At 41.7% G+C, this 16,151-nt stretch carries 15 protein-coding genes and 1 tRNA gene; 11 read left to right on the top strand and 5 right to left on the bottom strand.

Annotated features, from left to right (window positions below):
- Nucleotides 1–191: 191 nt before the first annotated feature.
- The 5 genes from ESB13_RS12310 to ESB13_RS12290 all read left to right on the top strand — a co-directional run bounded on the left by ESB13_RS12310 (nucleotide 192) and on the right by ESB13_RS12290 (nucleotide 4,926).
- Nucleotides 192–1,433 (top strand): TMF family protein, encoded by a 1,242-nt coding sequence (locus ESB13_RS12310; RefSeq protein WP_129003687.1) that lies wholly within the window; start codon nucleotides 192–194, stop codon nucleotides 1,431–1,433.
- A 102-nt stretch (nucleotides 1,434–1,535) separates the two neighbouring features.
- Entirely contained in the window at nucleotides 1,536–2,495 is a 960-nt protein-coding gene (locus tag ESB13_RS12305; protein ID WP_129003685.1) for a hypothetical protein, read from the top strand.
- Between the two features lie 93 nt (nucleotides 2,496–2,588).
- Nucleotides 2,589–3,692: a hypothetical protein gene (locus tag ESB13_RS12300; protein ID WP_129003684.1), complete on the top strand. Its 1,104-nt coding sequence runs from the start codon at nucleotides 2,589–2,591 to the stop codon at nucleotides 3,690–3,692.
- Nucleotides 3,693–3,785: 93 nt separating this feature from the next.
- Nucleotides 3,786–4,520, top strand: a complete 735-nt coding sequence (locus ESB13_RS12295; RefSeq protein WP_129003682.1) for a hypothetical protein — start codon at nucleotides 3,786–3,788, stop codon at nucleotides 4,518–4,520.
- A complete protein-coding gene (locus tag ESB13_RS12290; protein WP_164974192.1) occupies nucleotides 4,504–4,926 on the top strand; it encodes a hypothetical protein in 423 nt (140 codons plus the stop codon). The genes ESB13_RS12295 and ESB13_RS12290 overlap by 17 nt, the downstream gene beginning before the upstream one ends.
- A 574-nt stretch (nucleotides 4,927–5,500) precedes the next feature.
- On the opposite strand, the gene ESB13_RS12285 is transcribed toward ESB13_RS12290, so the two are convergent.
- Complete coding sequence (locus tag ESB13_RS12285; RefSeq protein ID WP_129003679.1) at nucleotides 5,501–6,061, bottom strand: hypothetical protein; 561 nt, start codon at nucleotides 6,059–6,061, stop codon at nucleotides 5,501–5,503.
- 685 nt (nucleotides 6,062–6,746) lie between these two features.
- On the opposite strand from ESB13_RS12285, the gene ESB13_RS12280 reads away from it, so the two are divergent.
- Nucleotides 6,747–7,259: a hypothetical protein gene (locus ESB13_RS12280; protein WP_220399665.1), complete on the top strand. Its 513-nt coding sequence runs from the start codon at nucleotides 6,747–6,749 to the stop codon at nucleotides 7,257–7,259.
- Entirely contained in the window at nucleotides 7,256–7,939 is a 684-nt protein-coding gene (locus ESB13_RS12275; RefSeq protein WP_129003677.1) for a hypothetical protein, read from the top strand. Before ESB13_RS12280 ends, ESB13_RS12275 begins: the two co-directional genes overlap by 4 nt.
- A gap of 69 nt (nucleotides 7,940–8,008) precedes the next feature.
- On the opposite strand, the gene ESB13_RS12270 is transcribed toward ESB13_RS12275, so the two are convergent.
- Nucleotides 8,009–10,141: a KAP family P-loop NTPase fold protein gene (locus tag ESB13_RS12270; protein WP_129003675.1), complete on the bottom strand. Its 2,133-nt coding sequence runs from the start codon at nucleotides 10,139–10,141 to the stop codon at nucleotides 8,009–8,011.
- 315 nt (nucleotides 10,142–10,456) lie between these two features.
- On the opposite strand from ESB13_RS12270, the gene ESB13_RS12265 reads away from it, so the two are divergent.
- The 4 genes from ESB13_RS12265 to ESB13_RS12250 all read left to right on the top strand — a co-directional run bounded on the left by ESB13_RS12265 (nucleotide 10,457) and on the right by ESB13_RS12250 (nucleotide 13,421).
- The gene (locus ESB13_RS12265) at nucleotides 10,457–10,888 is read left to right on the top strand and encodes a hypothetical protein (protein WP_129003673.1); all 432 of its coding nucleotides are present in this window, start codon (nucleotides 10,457–10,459) and stop codon (nucleotides 10,886–10,888) included.
- 6 nt (nucleotides 10,889–10,894) lie between these two features.
- Nucleotides 10,895–11,170, top strand: coding sequence for a hypothetical protein (locus ESB13_RS12260; RefSeq protein WP_129003671.1), 276 nt, complete (start codon nucleotides 10,895–10,897; stop codon nucleotides 11,168–11,170).
- Between the two features lie 37 nt (nucleotides 11,171–11,207).
- Nucleotides 11,208–12,038, top strand: a complete 831-nt coding sequence (locus tag ESB13_RS12255) for an energy transducer TonB (protein WP_129003669.1) — start codon at nucleotides 11,208–11,210, stop codon at nucleotides 12,036–12,038.
- A gap of 369 nt (nucleotides 12,039–12,407) precedes the next feature.
- Nucleotides 12,408–13,421 carry a hypothetical protein gene (locus ESB13_RS12250; RefSeq protein ID WP_129003667.1) on the top strand — a complete coding sequence of 338 codons (1,014 nt, stop codon included), beginning with the start codon at nucleotides 12,408–12,410 and terminating at the stop codon, nucleotides 13,419–13,421.
- Between the two features lie 190 nt (nucleotides 13,422–13,611).
- Here the strand turns inward: ESB13_RS12250 and ESB13_RS12245 are convergent, their stop codons facing one another.
- The 3 genes from ESB13_RS12245 to nagB all read right to left on the bottom strand — a co-directional run bounded on the left by ESB13_RS12245 (nucleotide 13,612) and on the right by nagB (nucleotide 16,138).
- Nucleotides 13,612–13,983, bottom strand: a complete 372-nt coding sequence (locus ESB13_RS12245) for a hypothetical protein (protein WP_129003665.1) — start codon at nucleotides 13,981–13,983, stop codon at nucleotides 13,612–13,614.
- Between the two features lie 131 nt (nucleotides 13,984–14,114).
- Nucleotides 14,115–14,188, bottom strand: a tRNA-Met gene (locus tag ESB13_RS12240).
- 48 nt (nucleotides 14,189–14,236) lie between these two features.
- Nucleotides 14,237–16,138 (bottom strand): glucosamine-6-phosphate deaminase, encoded by a 1,902-nt coding sequence (nagB, locus tag ESB13_RS12235; RefSeq protein ID WP_129003663.1) that lies wholly within the window; start codon nucleotides 16,136–16,138, stop codon nucleotides 14,237–14,239.
- Nucleotides 16,139–16,151: the final 13 nt, after the last annotated feature.

Raw genomic sequence — 16,151 nt, 5'->3', positions numbered from 1 at the left:
AAGCACCTGGCTAATATTAGGACTATAACGCCCTTCAACTTTTTCTGAAACTGTTTAACATGATAATTGTCATTCTGTGAGTGTACAGATAATCCTATTTTGCCTGATGTGTTTTTTCGTAAAAATGGCCTGAGTGTTTTTACACCAGGCCTTTTATATTGCCTCCAATTCAAAAACCTAAACTCTTTTCTATGAAAAAAAAAGCGAGACTGTATTGCTTTTTGTTGATCCTCATTTTACACAGCACATCAGTGTTTTCTCAAAATACATTCCCCACAAGTGGAAATGTAGGAATTGGAACGAATTCTCCATTGGCAAAACTGCATGTTGCCAACGGAGAATTACTGCTACAGAATACAGAAGGAACTGCTGCTTATCCCATATTGTGGTTGAAAAATATAACAGGAGACCGTCGTTTGCGGTTCGACTATAATAGCATGCTCGCTGAAGGCGATCATATGTATATCGGTAGTCGCAATGGATATAATATTATTATAAATAATGAGTCTGCCGGTAATGTCGGCATAGGGACGGCTTCTCCGTTTGCAAAATTACAGGCAGATTTGATTGGCACAAATAGCGGGTATGTAGGCGGATTTACTACCGATCAGAACGGTATTTTTATAGGCAGCACCAGTTCTAATCCTTCAGATATTCTGTTAAGAGTAAATTATGGTCTTACTGGTAGACAAAATGGTTCGGGAGGAAATACTGCATTCTCCGTCCAGGGTAATGGCAACGTGGGTATAGGAACAGCTTCGCCGGGTTACAAATTAACAGTAGCTGGTGATGCTTATACAAGTGGGCAACTCATTACTGAAATGAATTCGCCTGAAGGAGGCGCTGTCACCCTTATTAACAATTCAAAAACGGGACAGGGCGCAAACTGCTGGAAGCTTTACAATATGACAGGTACATATGGTGACGCTCTTTGTTTCTGGAAATATCATGCTAATGGAACAAATGGCGGCCCGCAGCTTCAATTATTCGACAATGGAACCAGTCACTTTAACGGCGATCTTACCCTCTCTGGAAACCAGGTGAATTACGGCAATATGTCAATTGGTACAACGGCATCTCAGAAGAACTTGTCGGTGAATGGTAATATAACAACAAGGAAAATAAAAGTTACTCAAATCGGCTGGCCCGACTATGTCTTTGATTCTTCTTACCAGCTCCCATCGCTTTCTCACGTCGAAACCTTCATCAAAGAAAACAAACACCTCCCCGAAGTACCCTCCGCTGCAGAGGTAAAAAAGGAAGGCCTTGATCTTGGAGAAAATCAAGCCATTTTATTAAAAAAGATAGAAGAATTGACCTTATATATCATCGGTCAAAATAAGCAAATCAGCCAGCAAAATAAAAAGATAGAGAGCATGGAAAAGCAGATTGCTGCATTGCAGGCAAATCATCCGGGTACTGATAACCACTAATATACTTTAACTCCTTGTTTTATTTCGCATTAGTTGTAAAGCCCTGCCAGTAGCGGGGCTTTTTCTTACCTTGCCTGAAATTCAATAACCTAAACTTTTACTATGAAAAAAGTGATTGCCCTTTTGATAGCAGGTAGCGTCGTCTTAAATTATTCTTTTGCCCAGGAAACCTTACAGAGTGTTACTGATAGGGGGAGCATTACAACTAATCCAATTACATTAAGTGTGGGTTCTGGAGATGAAGTGCTTCGGCTACATAGAAGTTCAGGTTTTATCGCCGGTTATAACAATGCAGGTAGTGTTCGAAATGGCTACCTGGAATTTGGGAATGCAGGTACAGGCACCGGTGTTGGCGGCGACGGGAATAACCCTGTTAGTTTAGTTACTAAAGGACTGATAAGGGCAATAGTCTTGCCCGATGGCAACGTAGGTGTAGGAACAACTTCGCCCGTTGAAAAACTGCATGTAATGGGTAATATAAGATCGGAAGGCTTGGTAAGGTTTTACACACCATACGTGGATGCCGGAGGTACTTCTGGAATAGTAGCTAACCCTAATGGTTGGACCAGGATTGATCCCAATGGTGGAAGGTTTATTATGACAGTATTTAAAGAAGATGTAGAAGCCGCAAGGAACATTCTTGACATAGAGCGCGTTGATACCTGGCAGAAACTTATGGAGCTGAAAGCAGATGGTAGCGGCTTCTTTCAGGGTAATATTGGTATAGGTACAACTACGCCCCAGAGCAAGCTTGCTGTTAATGGCAATATAACAACAAAAAAAATAAAAGTCACTCAAATCGGCTGGCCCGACTATGTCTTCGATTCTTCTTATCAGCTTCCATCGCTTTCTCACGTCGAAACCTTCATCACAGAAAACAAACACCTTCCCGAGGTCCCCTCTGCTGCAGAGGTAAAAAAAGACGGCCTCGATCTCGGCGATACCCAGGTTGTACTTCTAAAGAAAATAGAAGAGCTTACCTTGTATATCATCCAGCAAAACAAAGAAATTACGGAATTGAAAAAACGTGTATCAGATATCGAAGTAAAGCAGCCACAATAACGTGATGGATCTCGTATCCTGAATATGCCCCGGTTGTCCTGCCAGGGCTTTTTTGTTACATTGCCTACACTTCAAAAACTTAAACTCTTTACTATGAAAAAAATGTTCGGCCTTGTATTCTTATCTATCGCTTTCTATACCTCTTTTTCCCAAACCGGTGAAACACTGCAAACTGTAACAGAACGAGGCAGTGTCATTACAAGTGGCAATGAATCGAAAGACTTTATAACACTGGAGGGTACATACTCTGACAATATTTCAAAAAACATTTCATGGAAAGATATGTTTGCTATCACTGGTAAAATCAGAAACATTTACAGAGCAGAGACCAAGACCACTGACTTTGTTTTCAGTCATTTATATAATAATGGATATCAGACAGCCGATCTGCTCACTCTCAAAGGTAATGGGGATGTAGGCATAGGAACAACTTCCCCGGCTTATAAGCTGGATGTGAACGGCTCCGCTAATGTTTCTGGGATTTTAATGCAAGGGGGCAATGAAGTCTGGCACAAAGGGAATTTAATTCCTGTTATTTCTGGAAGCAATCCCACGTTAGATTTTAATACTGTTAACCCGGGTATTGATCAAGGTGGAATTTTTAGGTTCGATCCTGCACCCAATAACAATCCATATGGATATAATCCAGGAGAACCAAGATCAAATTCTGTTTTCCAGCAAGGTAATTATGCAAGGGGATTCCAGATAGTAGGAGGCGATTATAATCAGCCGAATAGGGCGTTTTTCAGAACTGGTGCCGATGGTTGGAAACAATGGAATGAGATATGGCATTCAGGAAACTTTAATCCTTCATCCTATTTGTCGCTTTCTGGAGGAAGCGTCACGGGCTCTGTAAATATAGGTACAACTGCGGAGCAGCGGGAGTTGAATGTAAACGGCAATATAAAAACACGTAAGATAAAAGTGACGCAGCTAAACTGGGCCGATTATGTCTTCGATTCTTCTTATCAGCTTCCATCGCTTTCTCACGTCGAGACCTTCATCACAGAAAACAAACACCTTCCCGGGGTCCCCTCTGCTACAGAGGTAAAAAAAGACGGCCTCGATCTCGGCGATAACCAGGTTGTACTTCTAAAGAAAATAGAAGAGCTTACCTTGTATATCATCCAGCAAAACAAAGAGATTACGGAATTGAAAAAACGTGTATCAGATATCGAAGTAAAGCAGCCAGAGTAATATGATAGCTCTTGTATCCTGAATATGCCCCGGTTGTCCTGCCAGGGCTTTTTTGTTACATTGCCTGCAATTCAATAACCTAAACTCTTTTCTATGAAAAAAATGATTTTTCTACCACTCTACCTTATGGCGGCTTTTTTTTCTAGCGCACAAACTCCTTCACTGCAACAAGTGACAGAAACTGGAAATGTTACAGATCGGAATATAAATGTTGGTACTGGTACAAACGTATTAACTATTGGAGCAAAAGTTCTTCAATTCTACAATGCCGGATCTAGTGCAGGAATAATAAATGTTGCTGATGATAATAATGCAATACCTGCCATGCTTTTTGCTAAAAGTGGAAATTACGTCGCATCTAGCTTTCCCAACGGCAACGTAGGCATAGGAACAACTTCTCCAACTCAGAAATTGGAAGTTGCTGGAAAAATATTGGCAAATGCGAGCGATGGTGGTTTTCAGATTAAAAGGGGAATAAACCATAATGAGTTTTCAGCAGGTGAAAATGGGGAAATGGTCTTTTATCAAAGCGCATCAGCTGGCTATCCTATTTGGATAAAAGAAAACGCTAATGTTGGAATAGGTACGACTTCCCCTGCTTATAAGCTGGATGTAAATGGTGATATAAAAATGAATGACGCGAATACCTTTCATGGAGCAAGCTTCCAAACAAATGATTATTCTGCAATGGTGTTTCAAAGCAGGGCCTGGAGTACGGTGCAAGGTGCAAATGGCAAAGCTTTTTCATTTCAGACGCATAATAATGTCGGAAATGGTGGATTTGAAATGATGGGTATCTATTATGGTGAAAATGGCAAATTATGGTGAAAATGGCAAAATTACTTTGGTTCCCAACGGTGGTAATGTAGGAATAGGTACTGAAAATCCCGGAAGTTATAGGCTTGCTGTAGAAGGGACAGTAGGTGCTCGAAAAATAAAGATAACCCAACAAGCCTGGGCCGACTATGTTTTCGACTCTTCCTACCAACTCCCATCACTTTCTCATGTCGAAACCTTCATCAAAGAAAATAAACACCTTCCCGAAGTCCCCTCCGCCGCTGAAGTGAAAAAGGATGGCCTCGATCTCGGCGACAACCAGGTGCTACTTCTGAAAAAGATTGAGGAACTTACCCTCTATATTATCCAGCAAAACAAACAAATCACTGAGCAAAACAAAGAATTAGTTGAAGTAAAAAAGCGGCTGGCCGAGGTAGAAACTAAACAATCAAAATAAACTGACAACTGTCATATAACTCCTGCTGCAGACTTACGAAATTCAGGTCTTAGGTAGATAAATTATCATTTTCAATAGAATGTTATCTCCCCGGAGGATCTTTTCCCCGGGGAGATAACGATTATTATGCGAATTTGTTTTTAACCTCTTTTATCAGGTCGCTCCAACGGATTTTGTTGTTTGTATCGTAGATACTCCTAACCATAGGTGTGCTTGTATGGCCAATCATCTTCGTGGCCTGTATTTCGGCTTCGGCTATTAGCCGTGCACTTATGGCGTCTGTTACTAGGTTTCAATCCTTTGCTGAATAGAACCTGCCCGGGCTTTGCTTCGCTGGATAATTCAGCCCATAATGGTATGGCTATTGTCTTTATAGGTCGCCATTCCTCCCTATAAGAGATACCTTTTTGAATCAATAGTTTTACTCTTTGTTGGGCAATATCCACATCCTCCTTTCTAACTCGCATAATCTCTGTTTCTCTGGCGCCAGAATGGAAGAAGATCTGCATAAATCGCCAAAAGTTATAGTCGGACTTAAATATGTGCTCGTTTACCTCCTTTACCTCCTTTGATGTCAATGTTTCCGGGCTTTCTTTATGTACTTTTCCAAGTCAATGGCTTCGCATAGGTTGGAATCAACTGCCTCCATTTTCAACAGCTGTCTGTATACCATTGAAAGGTGTGTACGATACTTGTTAAAGGTGGCTGATGTCCAGCTCTCCTTTATCTTCTTTCCAGGATTCTCCGCCAGAAGATGTTTTCTCCAAGATAGTTTTATCTCGCCGCACTTATTCAGTAAAGTGATAAGGTGTCGGCGGCGAACCTCTTTAACTGGTATTCGGTCGTATCCAAGCATTAATACAGCAATTCTGATGTATTTAAGTATGCTATCCAGATCTTCATGTGTATGTCTTGAGCATTTAATCATTACACGGGCGAATAATAGAGCTTCCAAAAACGGAGTTGTTTCGGTTAAATCCTCATCTAGTTCTGGCTCAGATTCCGGTGTGATCTCTGGCTTTGTCTGCGCAAGTAGATGTTCCGTTATTCGGTTGTATCCACGCTCCAACATTTCTTGTTCATCCTTGATCTGAGTTCGGACTGCAGCCTGCTTTTCAGCGAGCCTGGTAAGCATATTCATGCCCTTTAGGACAATCTGTTTACTCTTTTTGAGATTGTCATCATTGAAACGGTATTTGATATACCATTGGTGTTAGCTTTAACAGTGTTCCAGTTCTTCGGGAAAACACTCATTTTGCCAGCGCGGCAATTGTTCGGTAGTTGCTGCATTTTTGGTAACTGTTTTGGTAACTTTTGAGGTTACTGGTTACAAAATGCCGCGAGGAAAGAAAGAAGTACAAAACAAAAAGACTGAAACGCTCTCTGTGATTACGTTTCAGCGTTCAAGTAGTGTTTGTAGCGGAAACAGGACGATTATCTAACCAAGTTGTGCGGGATTTTATCTTATTTACCGAAGCCATGGGATGCCAGGATGACATAAAAAAGGAGCTGGCATTAAACTCCGAAAAATAGGGCTTAGGAAAAGATTTGGCATAAAACTTAAATCTCGTTTCGAGCCTTATAAAACAAAAAAGCCCCCCAAAAATTATTTGAAGAGCCTTCAAGTAGTATACTTGGGCGCAAGTATAGGGCAACGAAGTGATTTAGTATCAATTCGACTAAAAGTCTGGAAAAACGGAGGCGTGAATTTGGTTTTTCTTCTGTAATAGTCTGGTTTCTCCCAATAGAGTGATGGCTTCTTGCTTTATAATTTGCCGTTTGCTGTTTGCAAACAGCAAACGAATTTGTATATTTATACCATGAAATCGCATAACGGGATGCGCCCGCAGGATATCGTAGTGCTTTTAAAAGTGCTGAACAATGCTGACCGCCAATGGCAGTACCGAGATTTTGCGTCTTCGCTTCATTTAAGCGTATCAGAAATATCAGAGTCTTTGCAACGTAGTCATCTTGCCGGACTGGTCGACGATACTAAAAAAAAGGTATACCGGCAATCGCTTATGGAATTTATTCGTTATGGGTTACATTATGTATTCCCACAACTGCCGGGAACGATGGTAACCGGAATTGCGACTGCGCATTCTCATCCTTTTTACAATCAGCTTTTTAAAACGGAGATGAATTACGTTTGGCCATATGAAGATGGAGATATAAGAGGGCTCTCGATTCAGCCGCTATATAAATCAGTTGTTAGTGCTGTTAGAGAGGATGAAGTGCTTTATAAAGCCCTTGCTAGTATTGATATTATCAGGGTAGGCCGAGTCAGAGAATTAAAGGTTGCCATTGATGAATTGCAGAAACTAATATTATGAGTCACCGTGAAAATGTGCTTAGAATAAAAACGGTTTACCGGGCGCTCGGAGAATTGGCTGCCGACGTCGTTTTTGTAGGCGGATCCACAGTTTCTTTGTATTCTACTAGACCTGAAACAGAGACTCGTCCCACGGACGATGTTGATATTGTTGTTGAGGTAGTGCATCATAGAGATTATGCTGTCATTGAGGAAAAACTACGGGAAAAAGGCTTTGTGAACGACGTGGCGTCAGGGGTTATTTGCCGGTATACAGTACTGGGAATTACCGTTGATGTCATGCCTACAAGTGACGAGATCTTAGGATTTGCGAATAAGTGGTATGCAGAGGCATTCGCTAATGCGATTGCTGTTGATTTGGAAGATGGAATCACTATCCGGGTATTTGCTGGGCCTTATTTTATTGCTACAAAACTCGAAGCGTTTGCAGATCGTGGCGAAAACGAAGGTCGCTTTAGTTCTGATTTTGAGGATATTGTTCACGTACTCAATAACCGTGTATCTATCTGGGACGAGATAAAACAGTGCTCTGGCGCTCTTAAGAATTATCTAAAGGCTCAATTTATTGAGTTGTTATCTCAGAAATATATTGATGAATGGATCAGCGTGAACCTCGAACATAATGAACAGAATCGGGTTCGGTTTATATTGGGAAACATGGCTGCGATTGCTGAGATTTGAGTATTTACAGTTCAAAGTATAGGACCATGGGGTCGGTAGCATATTGATAGAATGCTGTTTTGTGGTTAATTATGAATAGGCATTAGTTTTAAGTTGGGTTAAATGCCATTGAAAAGAGGAAACAATTTCTGCATCAGATGCAGGTTGTCGGTCAGATAACTGCGTAGGTGTGAATGGCAAGGGATGCATGCCGAATTCTGCAAGAAGGTAGTTGTTCAATATTTCCGGCTTGAAGACTTTGTTAAGGTCTTCAAAATCTTCAGCATAGATCTGTGTTTTAAAAGTTTGCTTTCCTTTATTTCCTGCCGACATTACTGTACATGAATAAAGCTTTAAAAATCTAAGCGCAAAGCCTTCTATATTTTTAAGCCCTGTTTCGATGATTGTTTGAATTGATCCTGGCACCCGACCTATGTCATGTGCTATTCGGAGTAAAAACCGCAGATGCAGTTCGTTTAGTATATCAAAAAATGGTTGACTATCACACAATTTCAGAAAATGGGAGACCAATGCTTTCTTCGCCCTTAAGTCTTGGTCTTCTGGTGGCGGATTATAGTAGCCATCATGACTGCTCCAAAGTACATCCGACCAGAGTCCAATGGTAAAATCAAAGTTGTCACTTCTTTCCAGAACAATAAAGAGTGCTTCTTCTTTTTCATTATCCGGTAAACTTCGTAGCCATCTTGAAACTATAATACTTGCAATTTGTAATTGACTGCGTAGTAGGAATGTTGCCTTTGCCGACAGGCTAATGCTATTCAAAGTAATAGCGATAGCAAACTGTTGAATGGCTTTGTCTTCAAGAGCATCTGTCCAGTCGAGAAGTTTAAAAAGGACGTTATCTACGCCGTAATTATCAAATAAATCCTTTACAGTATCTGTAGCGTATTCGACGGATTGATTGGCAATATTGGAAAAAATGTTTTTTAACAGTATGTCAGATATGTCGTCTTGCAAAACACAGTACGTGAAGTAGCGATCGAAATAACGCGGGTGAGATAGGTTCATTGTTTTTTCCTTTTTTTGGCCACTTAACCTAGGGTAGCTTATTCGCTCGGATGAAAGTTGAGGAAAGAGATATTTCACCAACGCTAGGATGGTCTTTTGTTGTTTTTCAGAATAGACTGTAATCTGTTGTATTATGTTTTTATTTTTTTCAGTTTTTTGAGCTTGTTCGTCCGCTACACCTCCGAATATTAGAGTCCTATCGGTAAATATATCTGGGTTCTCCCGAATGAAATCATAGAATTTCGGGAAAAAGACTTTTATGCCTTCCAGTAGTATCAAATCAGTAGTGTCCACTTCACCCTTTAGCAGTGGTAAAGAAAAAGACAAGGCGTTGGCGTACCTGCCAAGCAGACGTGCGTTATCAACAATAGGCAGAAAGATTTCCTCTATCTTTTTGTCGATGGCAGCCGCTTCTGCCTGATCCCATACTATTCCGGTTTTAAAAATGATGTTGTCCAATAGTTCGAGTGTGTATTGTCTGAGTGCTGTCTGGGTTGCTTTTGGTAATTTCAGAGGGACTTGTATGATTTTTTCAAGATATTTATATCCTCCATTTTCTTGAGTTGAGCGATATTTTTCGGAAAGTGCTGTCGCTACAATTTCGTCATCAAAGGATAAAATGTAGCAGGTTCTTGGGAAATCTCCTACCAGTTTGACTAGTTTAAAGATATACTGAATTTCCTGTACATCAAGCCGGTCTATGTCGTCAATGAATACGACGATGTTAGTGTTGGCCTGTACGATGAGTTTGTCCACCCGTGTCTTTGCGCTGGCCAGAGAGATATTTTTAAGTACTTCCCCTGATCTTTGGACACTATCTAGAGGCATGCCCATGAACTTGGTCACGGAACCAATAGCGGCTCCATAATCAGCCATTGCTGTGCCGATTTTTTCCCTGATAGACTTTTTGGCAGCCCCTAAAGCGCCTGCCATCTCTTGGAAGAAGGCGTTCAGTAATTCCGTCTGGCTAGTGAATAGCCACGGATTAAAATTGACAACTACTGTTTCCTTGGGTAATTCCTGTCTGATGAAATTTAGTACGCTCGTTTTTCCTTCTCCCCATTTGCCGTACAATCCAACGACGAGCGATTCGGCTATTTTGGGCGTGCCCACAATACCGGCTATTCTTTTTGCAAATTCATAGCGTTGAAATTTATCTTCTGAGAGCGTGCTAATAGGCTTATCCGGATTCATAATCTTGCAAAGATATTATGAAAAGTATTGAAGGTAGACAGCAGTGCCGGAAGTGGGAGGCGAATGCGATGCTGCTGGATATACCGTTGAGGCATGGCAATTTTTTACTGATGGGTGAGACCAGGCGGGATTGGGATATGCATCATTTTATAAAATGTAACTTTGAGAAAAAAATCAGATGTAAAATAAGTTAGATAGTCATAGATATTTTTTTGAGCTGCCATTGTATAGTCGAATCAAGTGTGAATCAAATGAATTTGATGAGTTTAATGCCTTAATAAACATGATTCATATGTTAATGCTTATAATCCTGACTTGAAGGAAAATACTACTTATGAAGTAATGATAGGTGGACAACCGAGTTTTAATAGTTTTAATGGGATTCGTACGAATACTTTACGGTGCCTTCGCACAAAAAAGGATTTTTATGTTTATTCGTTTTTTGATGCAGAAGTACAGGAATTACAGAAAGTTGGACAATATGTTTCAATCGCGGATATACATATCTCTCAGATCAAGGCATATGATAAAGTGCTTTCCAAAGATTTGTTGAAGGAATTCATCAGGGCAATAGGGTTGGCGGCAAATGGAGTAGGCATCGGTTCGTATGTATATTTGCGCCGGATCTTTGAGAGTCTGCTCGAAGATGCTCATATGTTTGCTCTGTTAGATGCTGAGTTAATCGAGATATTTAATTACTATCGTGATCGGCAGGTACAAATAATCTTGAGCTTAAGGGGCAATTAGCTGGACTTGAAAAGCAAATTGAAGGACCTGAAAATTCGTCGTATGTTGGTTTACAGTGGATCAGACGGAAAAAGAAAAGGAACTTTTGAGCTGTTTTCGAAAAGTCCCTTAAGCGTAGCGAAAACAGGACAATTATCTAACCAAATTGTACGGGATTTTATCTTATTTGCTGAAGCCATGGGATGCCATGATGACATTGAAAAGAAGCAGGCATTAAATCCCGAAAATAGTACTTGGGAAGGATTGTCCGTCTTTTTTGGCAAATTTACGCGTACAACTTAAATTCAGTTTTGAGCCCTATAATGCTTATTTTCCTTTTATGAAGCCTTCTATTACATATTTACTCCTGATGCCCTGTTTATTCTTATTGTCTGCAAGGCAGGTTAATATTGTGCCGCCAAAATTTCCTGGAGGTGACGCAGCGTGGCGAAAATTTCTTATAGATAAGGTGAGTATTGATACACTTGACTGCATTCCTACTGCAACGGTACGGGTGATACTGAAATTCCATGTAGATAGCACTGGCAAGGTGTCTGCGGTAAAGCAAGAGTCCAGTGAGTGTCCTGAATTTGGCCGCCGGGTGGCTAACGCTGTTAGTAATGGCCCTTTGTGGCAACCTGCGACGAGAGATGGTCGCAGGATATCTTATGATCATATGGTGACAATCAATACTTGTTTATACGTTAGCGAAGAATATTTCGAAACTGCATGGAATAATTCGGGCTGCGATACAACCTTGCTTTATCCAGTAAATAGTAAGGATACGCTGCAAGCTGTCTATGTTGAAGTCGCCAGATTTCTCTGGCAAACATATGTGCCTAAATCAGGGCAGGCTGAAACGCAGCAAGGTGAATTGATTCGTATTGTGGAAAAATTGGATAATGAAATAAGAGGAAATGCAAAAGCTAATTGGGATAACCAATTTGTGTTATTGGCGAATTCGCTTCGGGATAGTTTGATTGCATCGAAGTCCTTTTCAAAAGAGGTAGAGAATGAAATAAGCAATGATGTAAATAGCTTGACGCGAAGCAACACCGAACTCTATCTGGAGAACGATATTTACAATAGGTTGACGCGGCGAGTAGTAGAGTGGTACTGGCGCCATAAAGAGCCGGTACCACATGTGAAAAATCCGAAACTAAAAAGGTAGATGCCTGTACTATGGTTACATGGGTTTTCTATAAACTTCGATCTTTAGGCTTAATTCGCGAATACTGATCTTCTCCTTATCTATAACGATTAATAAAATTAGCCCAAAGATTATTGCTATTGCTAAGAAGGGTAAGATAAGCGGTCTTTAATAGCTCAGGGGATGTCGGCTGCCATTCATATCATTTTATGAGTGTGGCGATATAGGTAATAGATTATGTGCCGCATAAGAGCCAGTTGGATGATAGATCTTACTGGTGCTGGCTTGAAGTAAATTAGTTTTTCATAGGCAAGCAGTCAACTATGCCCTAGATGTCGCCCGAGGTTTTTTCATATCTTTCCTGCAATTCAATAACCTAAACTCTTTACTATGAAAAAAATGATCCTCCTGTTTGGTACTTTTGTTGCCGGTGGTTACGGTTTATGTCAAACCAATGTATTTCCGGCTGCCGGCAACGTTGGTGTAGGAACGGCTTCCCCTGCTTATAAATTAGATGTCCTCGGAGATGTAAGATTACAAAATAGTGGATTGTCCGCCAATATATATGGCGTCGATGAAACACATTTTATAAAGCTTAGGGATGGTGGCGCGGATTGGACTACGATAGGTGATTTTGGTGGAGTTAGAATATTCACTGGAAATCACTCTTATACTATAACTGAAAAAATGCAGATTGCTCCAAATGGCAACGTAGGCATAGGAACAACTTCCCCTGCCTATAAACTGGATGTAAATGGTGAAACAAATATATCCACTAACGCCTATGTACATTACTTGCCGTTTGATATTAAAATGAGGGTGGGGGCAGACGGATTGCAGTGCTATAATTATTCTATGAGTGATTTCAAAAGTCTTTTTTTGAATCCAGCAGGCGGAAACGTGGGCATAGGTACGAAAACTCCTGCTTATAAGCTGGATGTTAATGGGGATAGTCGCTTTTCGCGAGGTGTTGGCTCGGAACTCATTGTGCAAACCCCTTCGACAGATGTAAGGTTATATACAGCAGGAACACCGTTATGTGTGCCTGATGCTAATGTTGGAATTGGAACAGTAACACCTGGCGCTTACAGGCTAGCGGTAGAGGGGACTGTTGGAGCTCGTAAAGTGAAGGTGACGCAGGAGGTATGGGCCGACTATGTCTTCGACTCTTCTTACCAACTTCCGTCGCTTTCTCATGTCGAAAGCTTCATCAAAGAAAACAAGCATCTCCCCGAAGTTCCTTCTGCTGCAGAGGTTAAAAAGGAAGGCCTTGATCTTGGAGATAATCAGGTATTACTCCTGAAAAAGATAGAAGAACTCACCCTTTATATTATCCAACAAAATAAGAAAATGGAGATTATGGAAAGGCGACTGGCTGAGGTTGAAACAAAACAATCGAATTAACCTGATAAATGTCATGTGAATAATATCTCATATTGGCGAGATTCATACCTTAATTTTGTAAATGAATGCTGCCCCGCGCATTTCTATGCCGGGGATTTTTTATTGGTAGGATAACGATTTTAATTTACGGTTATCCATAAAAAATAATTATACATTGGTTCTATCTTGCTTTCTATGGATAAGGTATATGCTATTGGTGAGGGCGCAATAAGCTTCGACGTCGACGGGAAGGCAATTGTAGGTCTTCTTCTATTTCCTGCTCTGATTCCTGTATCGCTAGCAGGCTTGTATTTTCATGATAACTTCCTGTGATGGGATTGTATCCTCGATCAAGCATGTCTTGCTCATCTTTAAGCTGGATTCTTACTGCAGCTTGTTTTTCTGCAAGCCTGGTAAGCATATTCATGCCTTTTAAGACAACCTGCCTACTCTTGTTGAGATTGTCATCATAGAAACGGTACTTGATATACCACTTGAGATTGATGTTCGCCTTGACAGTATTCCAGTTCTTCGGGAAAACACTCATTTTGCCAGCGCGGCAATTGTTCGGTAGTTGCTGCATTTTTGGTAACTGTTTTGGTAACTTTTGAGGTTACTGGTTACAAAATGCCGCGAGGAGAGAAAGAAAGAAGTACAAAACAAAAAGACTGAAACGCTCTCTGTGATTACGTTTCAGCCTTCAAGTAGTGTTTGTAGCGAGGAGCAGACTTGAACTGCCGACCTTCGGGTTATGAATCCGATGCTCTAACCAGCTGAGCTACCTCGCCGAATGGGCGGCAAAAATAAGGGGAAATATTTTTGCCGCAAAGTTTTTTTTAATAATGCCAGCGACGAAATGCCTCCATAGCAGCATATTGCGTTAACCCCAGCTGCGCATACAGGTTCGCTGTATTCGCATTCCGCTCCTCGGCACGCTGCCAGAACTCCCGCGCATCACTGCCCTGGAAGGGAACTGAATCCTTCTGCGACTGGTGTATGAATATACCAAAACGCTTCTTCATCACCTGGTCAGGACTCATCGGTATCGCCATCTCTATCTCAGAAATATCCCACTCCTGCCATGCGCCTTTGTATAACCATACCCAGCAATCCTTCAGCCACTCATCTCCATCTGCTTTAATCCTGCGTATCGCCTCAAATATAATATCCAGGCATACCTTATGCGTACCATGCGGATCGGCAAGATCGCCGGCACAATAGATCTGCAATGGCTTGATGCTCCGCAACAGGTCTATCGTAATTTGTACATCTTCTTCACCCATAGGCTTCTTCTCTATAGCCCCCGTTTCATAGAACGGAAGATTCAGGAAATGCGCCCGCTCATCTGTTAATCCAACATAACGACAGGTAGCCTTAGCCTCACAACGACGTATCAGCCCTTTGATAGCCCTTATTTCCGCCGTATCTATCTCATTCGATTTCTTCTCATTCAGGTAAGAACGCGCTTCCTGTAATATCCTTTGCGATTTCTCACTGTCCATGCCAAACATATTCTCAAATCCCACCGCAAAATCAAGAAAGCGCGTTACAAACTCATCTGTTACCGCAATGTTACCCGACGTCTGGTAGGCCACATGCACCTCATGCCCCTGGTCATGAAGCCGCTGGAAAGTGCCGCCCATCGAAATAATATCATCGTCAGGATGCGGAGAAAACAGGATCACTTTCTTAGGATAAGGCGCCGAACGTTCCGGGTGGTTAGGTATTACCGCATTAGGCTTCCCGCCCGGCCAGCCGGTGATGGTATCCCTGAGCATATAATAAACCTGTAGATTCACCTCATAAGCGTCTCCTTTTTCAACCAGCAGGTCGCTGAGGCCAAATTCATTGTAATCGCGGTCTGTGAGACTTAAAACGGGTTTTTGAAGCTTTAATGCCATCTGGGTAACGGCCTTCTTCACCAACTCGGGCGTCCATATGCATTCTCCGGTGAGCCAGGGCGATTTATTGCGCGTTAGCTCAGAGCCGGCGGCAGTATCCATGAAAAAGCTCACGTCGTCATGCTGCTGCAGTAAAGAGGCCGGTATCTGCTCCGTAACGGCGCCTTCTGCCGCCAACTGCACCACGGGCGCTTTAAGCGGCCCCCACGCCATCAGTATGATCTTTTTCGCTTTCAGGATCGTTTGTATCCCCATCGTAATAGCTAACCTGGGCACCTGCGATACCGTCTGGAACTCGAACGAGTTGGCCAGCCTGGTTGAATTATCAAGTGTAATAAGACGGGTCTTTGAAAATAAGCTGGATCCTGGTTCATTAAAACCAATATGCCCGTTATTACCAATGCCAAGAATTTGAAGATCTATCCCGCCTGCCTTTTCTATCTTCTCTTCATAAGCGGCACAATGCGCTTTTACCTGGTCTTTGGCAATGGTCCCATCCGGTATATGAATGTTTTCACGACGGATATCTACATGATCAAACAGGTTCGAATGCATAAACCGGTTATAACTCTGCAATGCATCGGCATCTATGGGGTAGTATTCATCGAGGTTGAAGCTGATCACATTCTGAAAGCTGAGACCTTCTTCTTTGTGCATGCGAACCAGTTCTGCGTATAAGAGGCGGGGAGAGGAGCCGGTAGCCAGTCCAAGCACACAAGGTTTACCTTGTTGCTGTTTTTCTCTGATAAGTGTTGCAATTGTTTTGGCTATGGCTGCAGAAGCTTCTTTGGCTCCCTCATAAATATGACAGGGAACTTTTTCAAATGAATCTACCATGAGTTTTATGTTT

The organism is Filimonas effusa, assembly GCF_004118675.1.
Lineage (GTDB): Bacteria > Bacteroidota > Bacteroidia > Chitinophagales > Chitinophagaceae > Filimonas > Filimonas effusa.
Note: the sequence above shows the minus strand (reverse complement) of the source record. Positions and strands in the feature narration are given on the sequence as shown.

Coding starts and splice junctions, on each gene's coding strand:
- ESB13_RS12310 (WP_129003687.1), top strand. CDS start 192: ATGAAAAAAAAAGCGAGACTGTATTGCTTTTTGTTGATCCTCATTTTA.
- ESB13_RS12305 (WP_129003685.1), top strand. CDS start 1,536: ATGAAAAAAGTGATTGCCCTTTTGATAGCAGGTAGCGTCGTCTTAAAT.
- ESB13_RS12300 (WP_129003684.1), top strand. CDS start 2,589: ATGAAAAAAATGTTCGGCCTTGTATTCTTATCTATCGCTTTCTATACC.
- ESB13_RS12295 (WP_129003682.1), top strand. CDS start 3,786: ATGAAAAAAATGATTTTTCTACCACTCTACCTTATGGCGGCTTTTTTT.
- ESB13_RS12290 (WP_164974192.1), top strand. CDS start 4,504: ATGGCAAATTATGGTGAAAATGGCAAAATTACTTTGGTTCCCAACGGT.
- ESB13_RS12285 (WP_129003679.1), bottom strand. CDS start 6,061: ATGCTTACCAGGCTCGCTGAAAAGCAGGCTGCAGTCCGAACTCAGATC.
- ESB13_RS12280 (WP_220399665.1), top strand. CDS start 6,747: ATGAAATCGCATAACGGGATGCGCCCGCAGGATATCGTAGTGCTTTTA.
- ESB13_RS12275 (WP_129003677.1), top strand. CDS start 7,256: ATGAGTCACCGTGAAAATGTGCTTAGAATAAAAACGGTTTACCGGGCG.
- ESB13_RS12270 (WP_129003675.1), bottom strand. CDS start 10,141: ATGAATCCGGATAAGCCTATTAGCACGCTCTCAGAAGATAAATTTCAA.
- ESB13_RS12255 (WP_129003669.1), top strand. CDS start 11,208: ATGAAGCCTTCTATTACATATTTACTCCTGATGCCCTGTTTATTCTTA.
- ESB13_RS12250 (WP_129003667.1), top strand. CDS start 12,408: ATGAAAAAAATGATCCTCCTGTTTGGTACTTTTGTTGCCGGTGGTTAC.
- ESB13_RS12245 (WP_129003665.1), bottom strand. CDS start 13,983: ATGCAGCAACTACCGAACAATTGCCGCGCTGGCAAAATGAGTGTTTTC.
- nagB (WP_129003663.1), bottom strand. CDS start 16,138: ATGGTAGATTCATTTGAAAAAGTTCCCTGTCATATTTATGAGGGAGCC.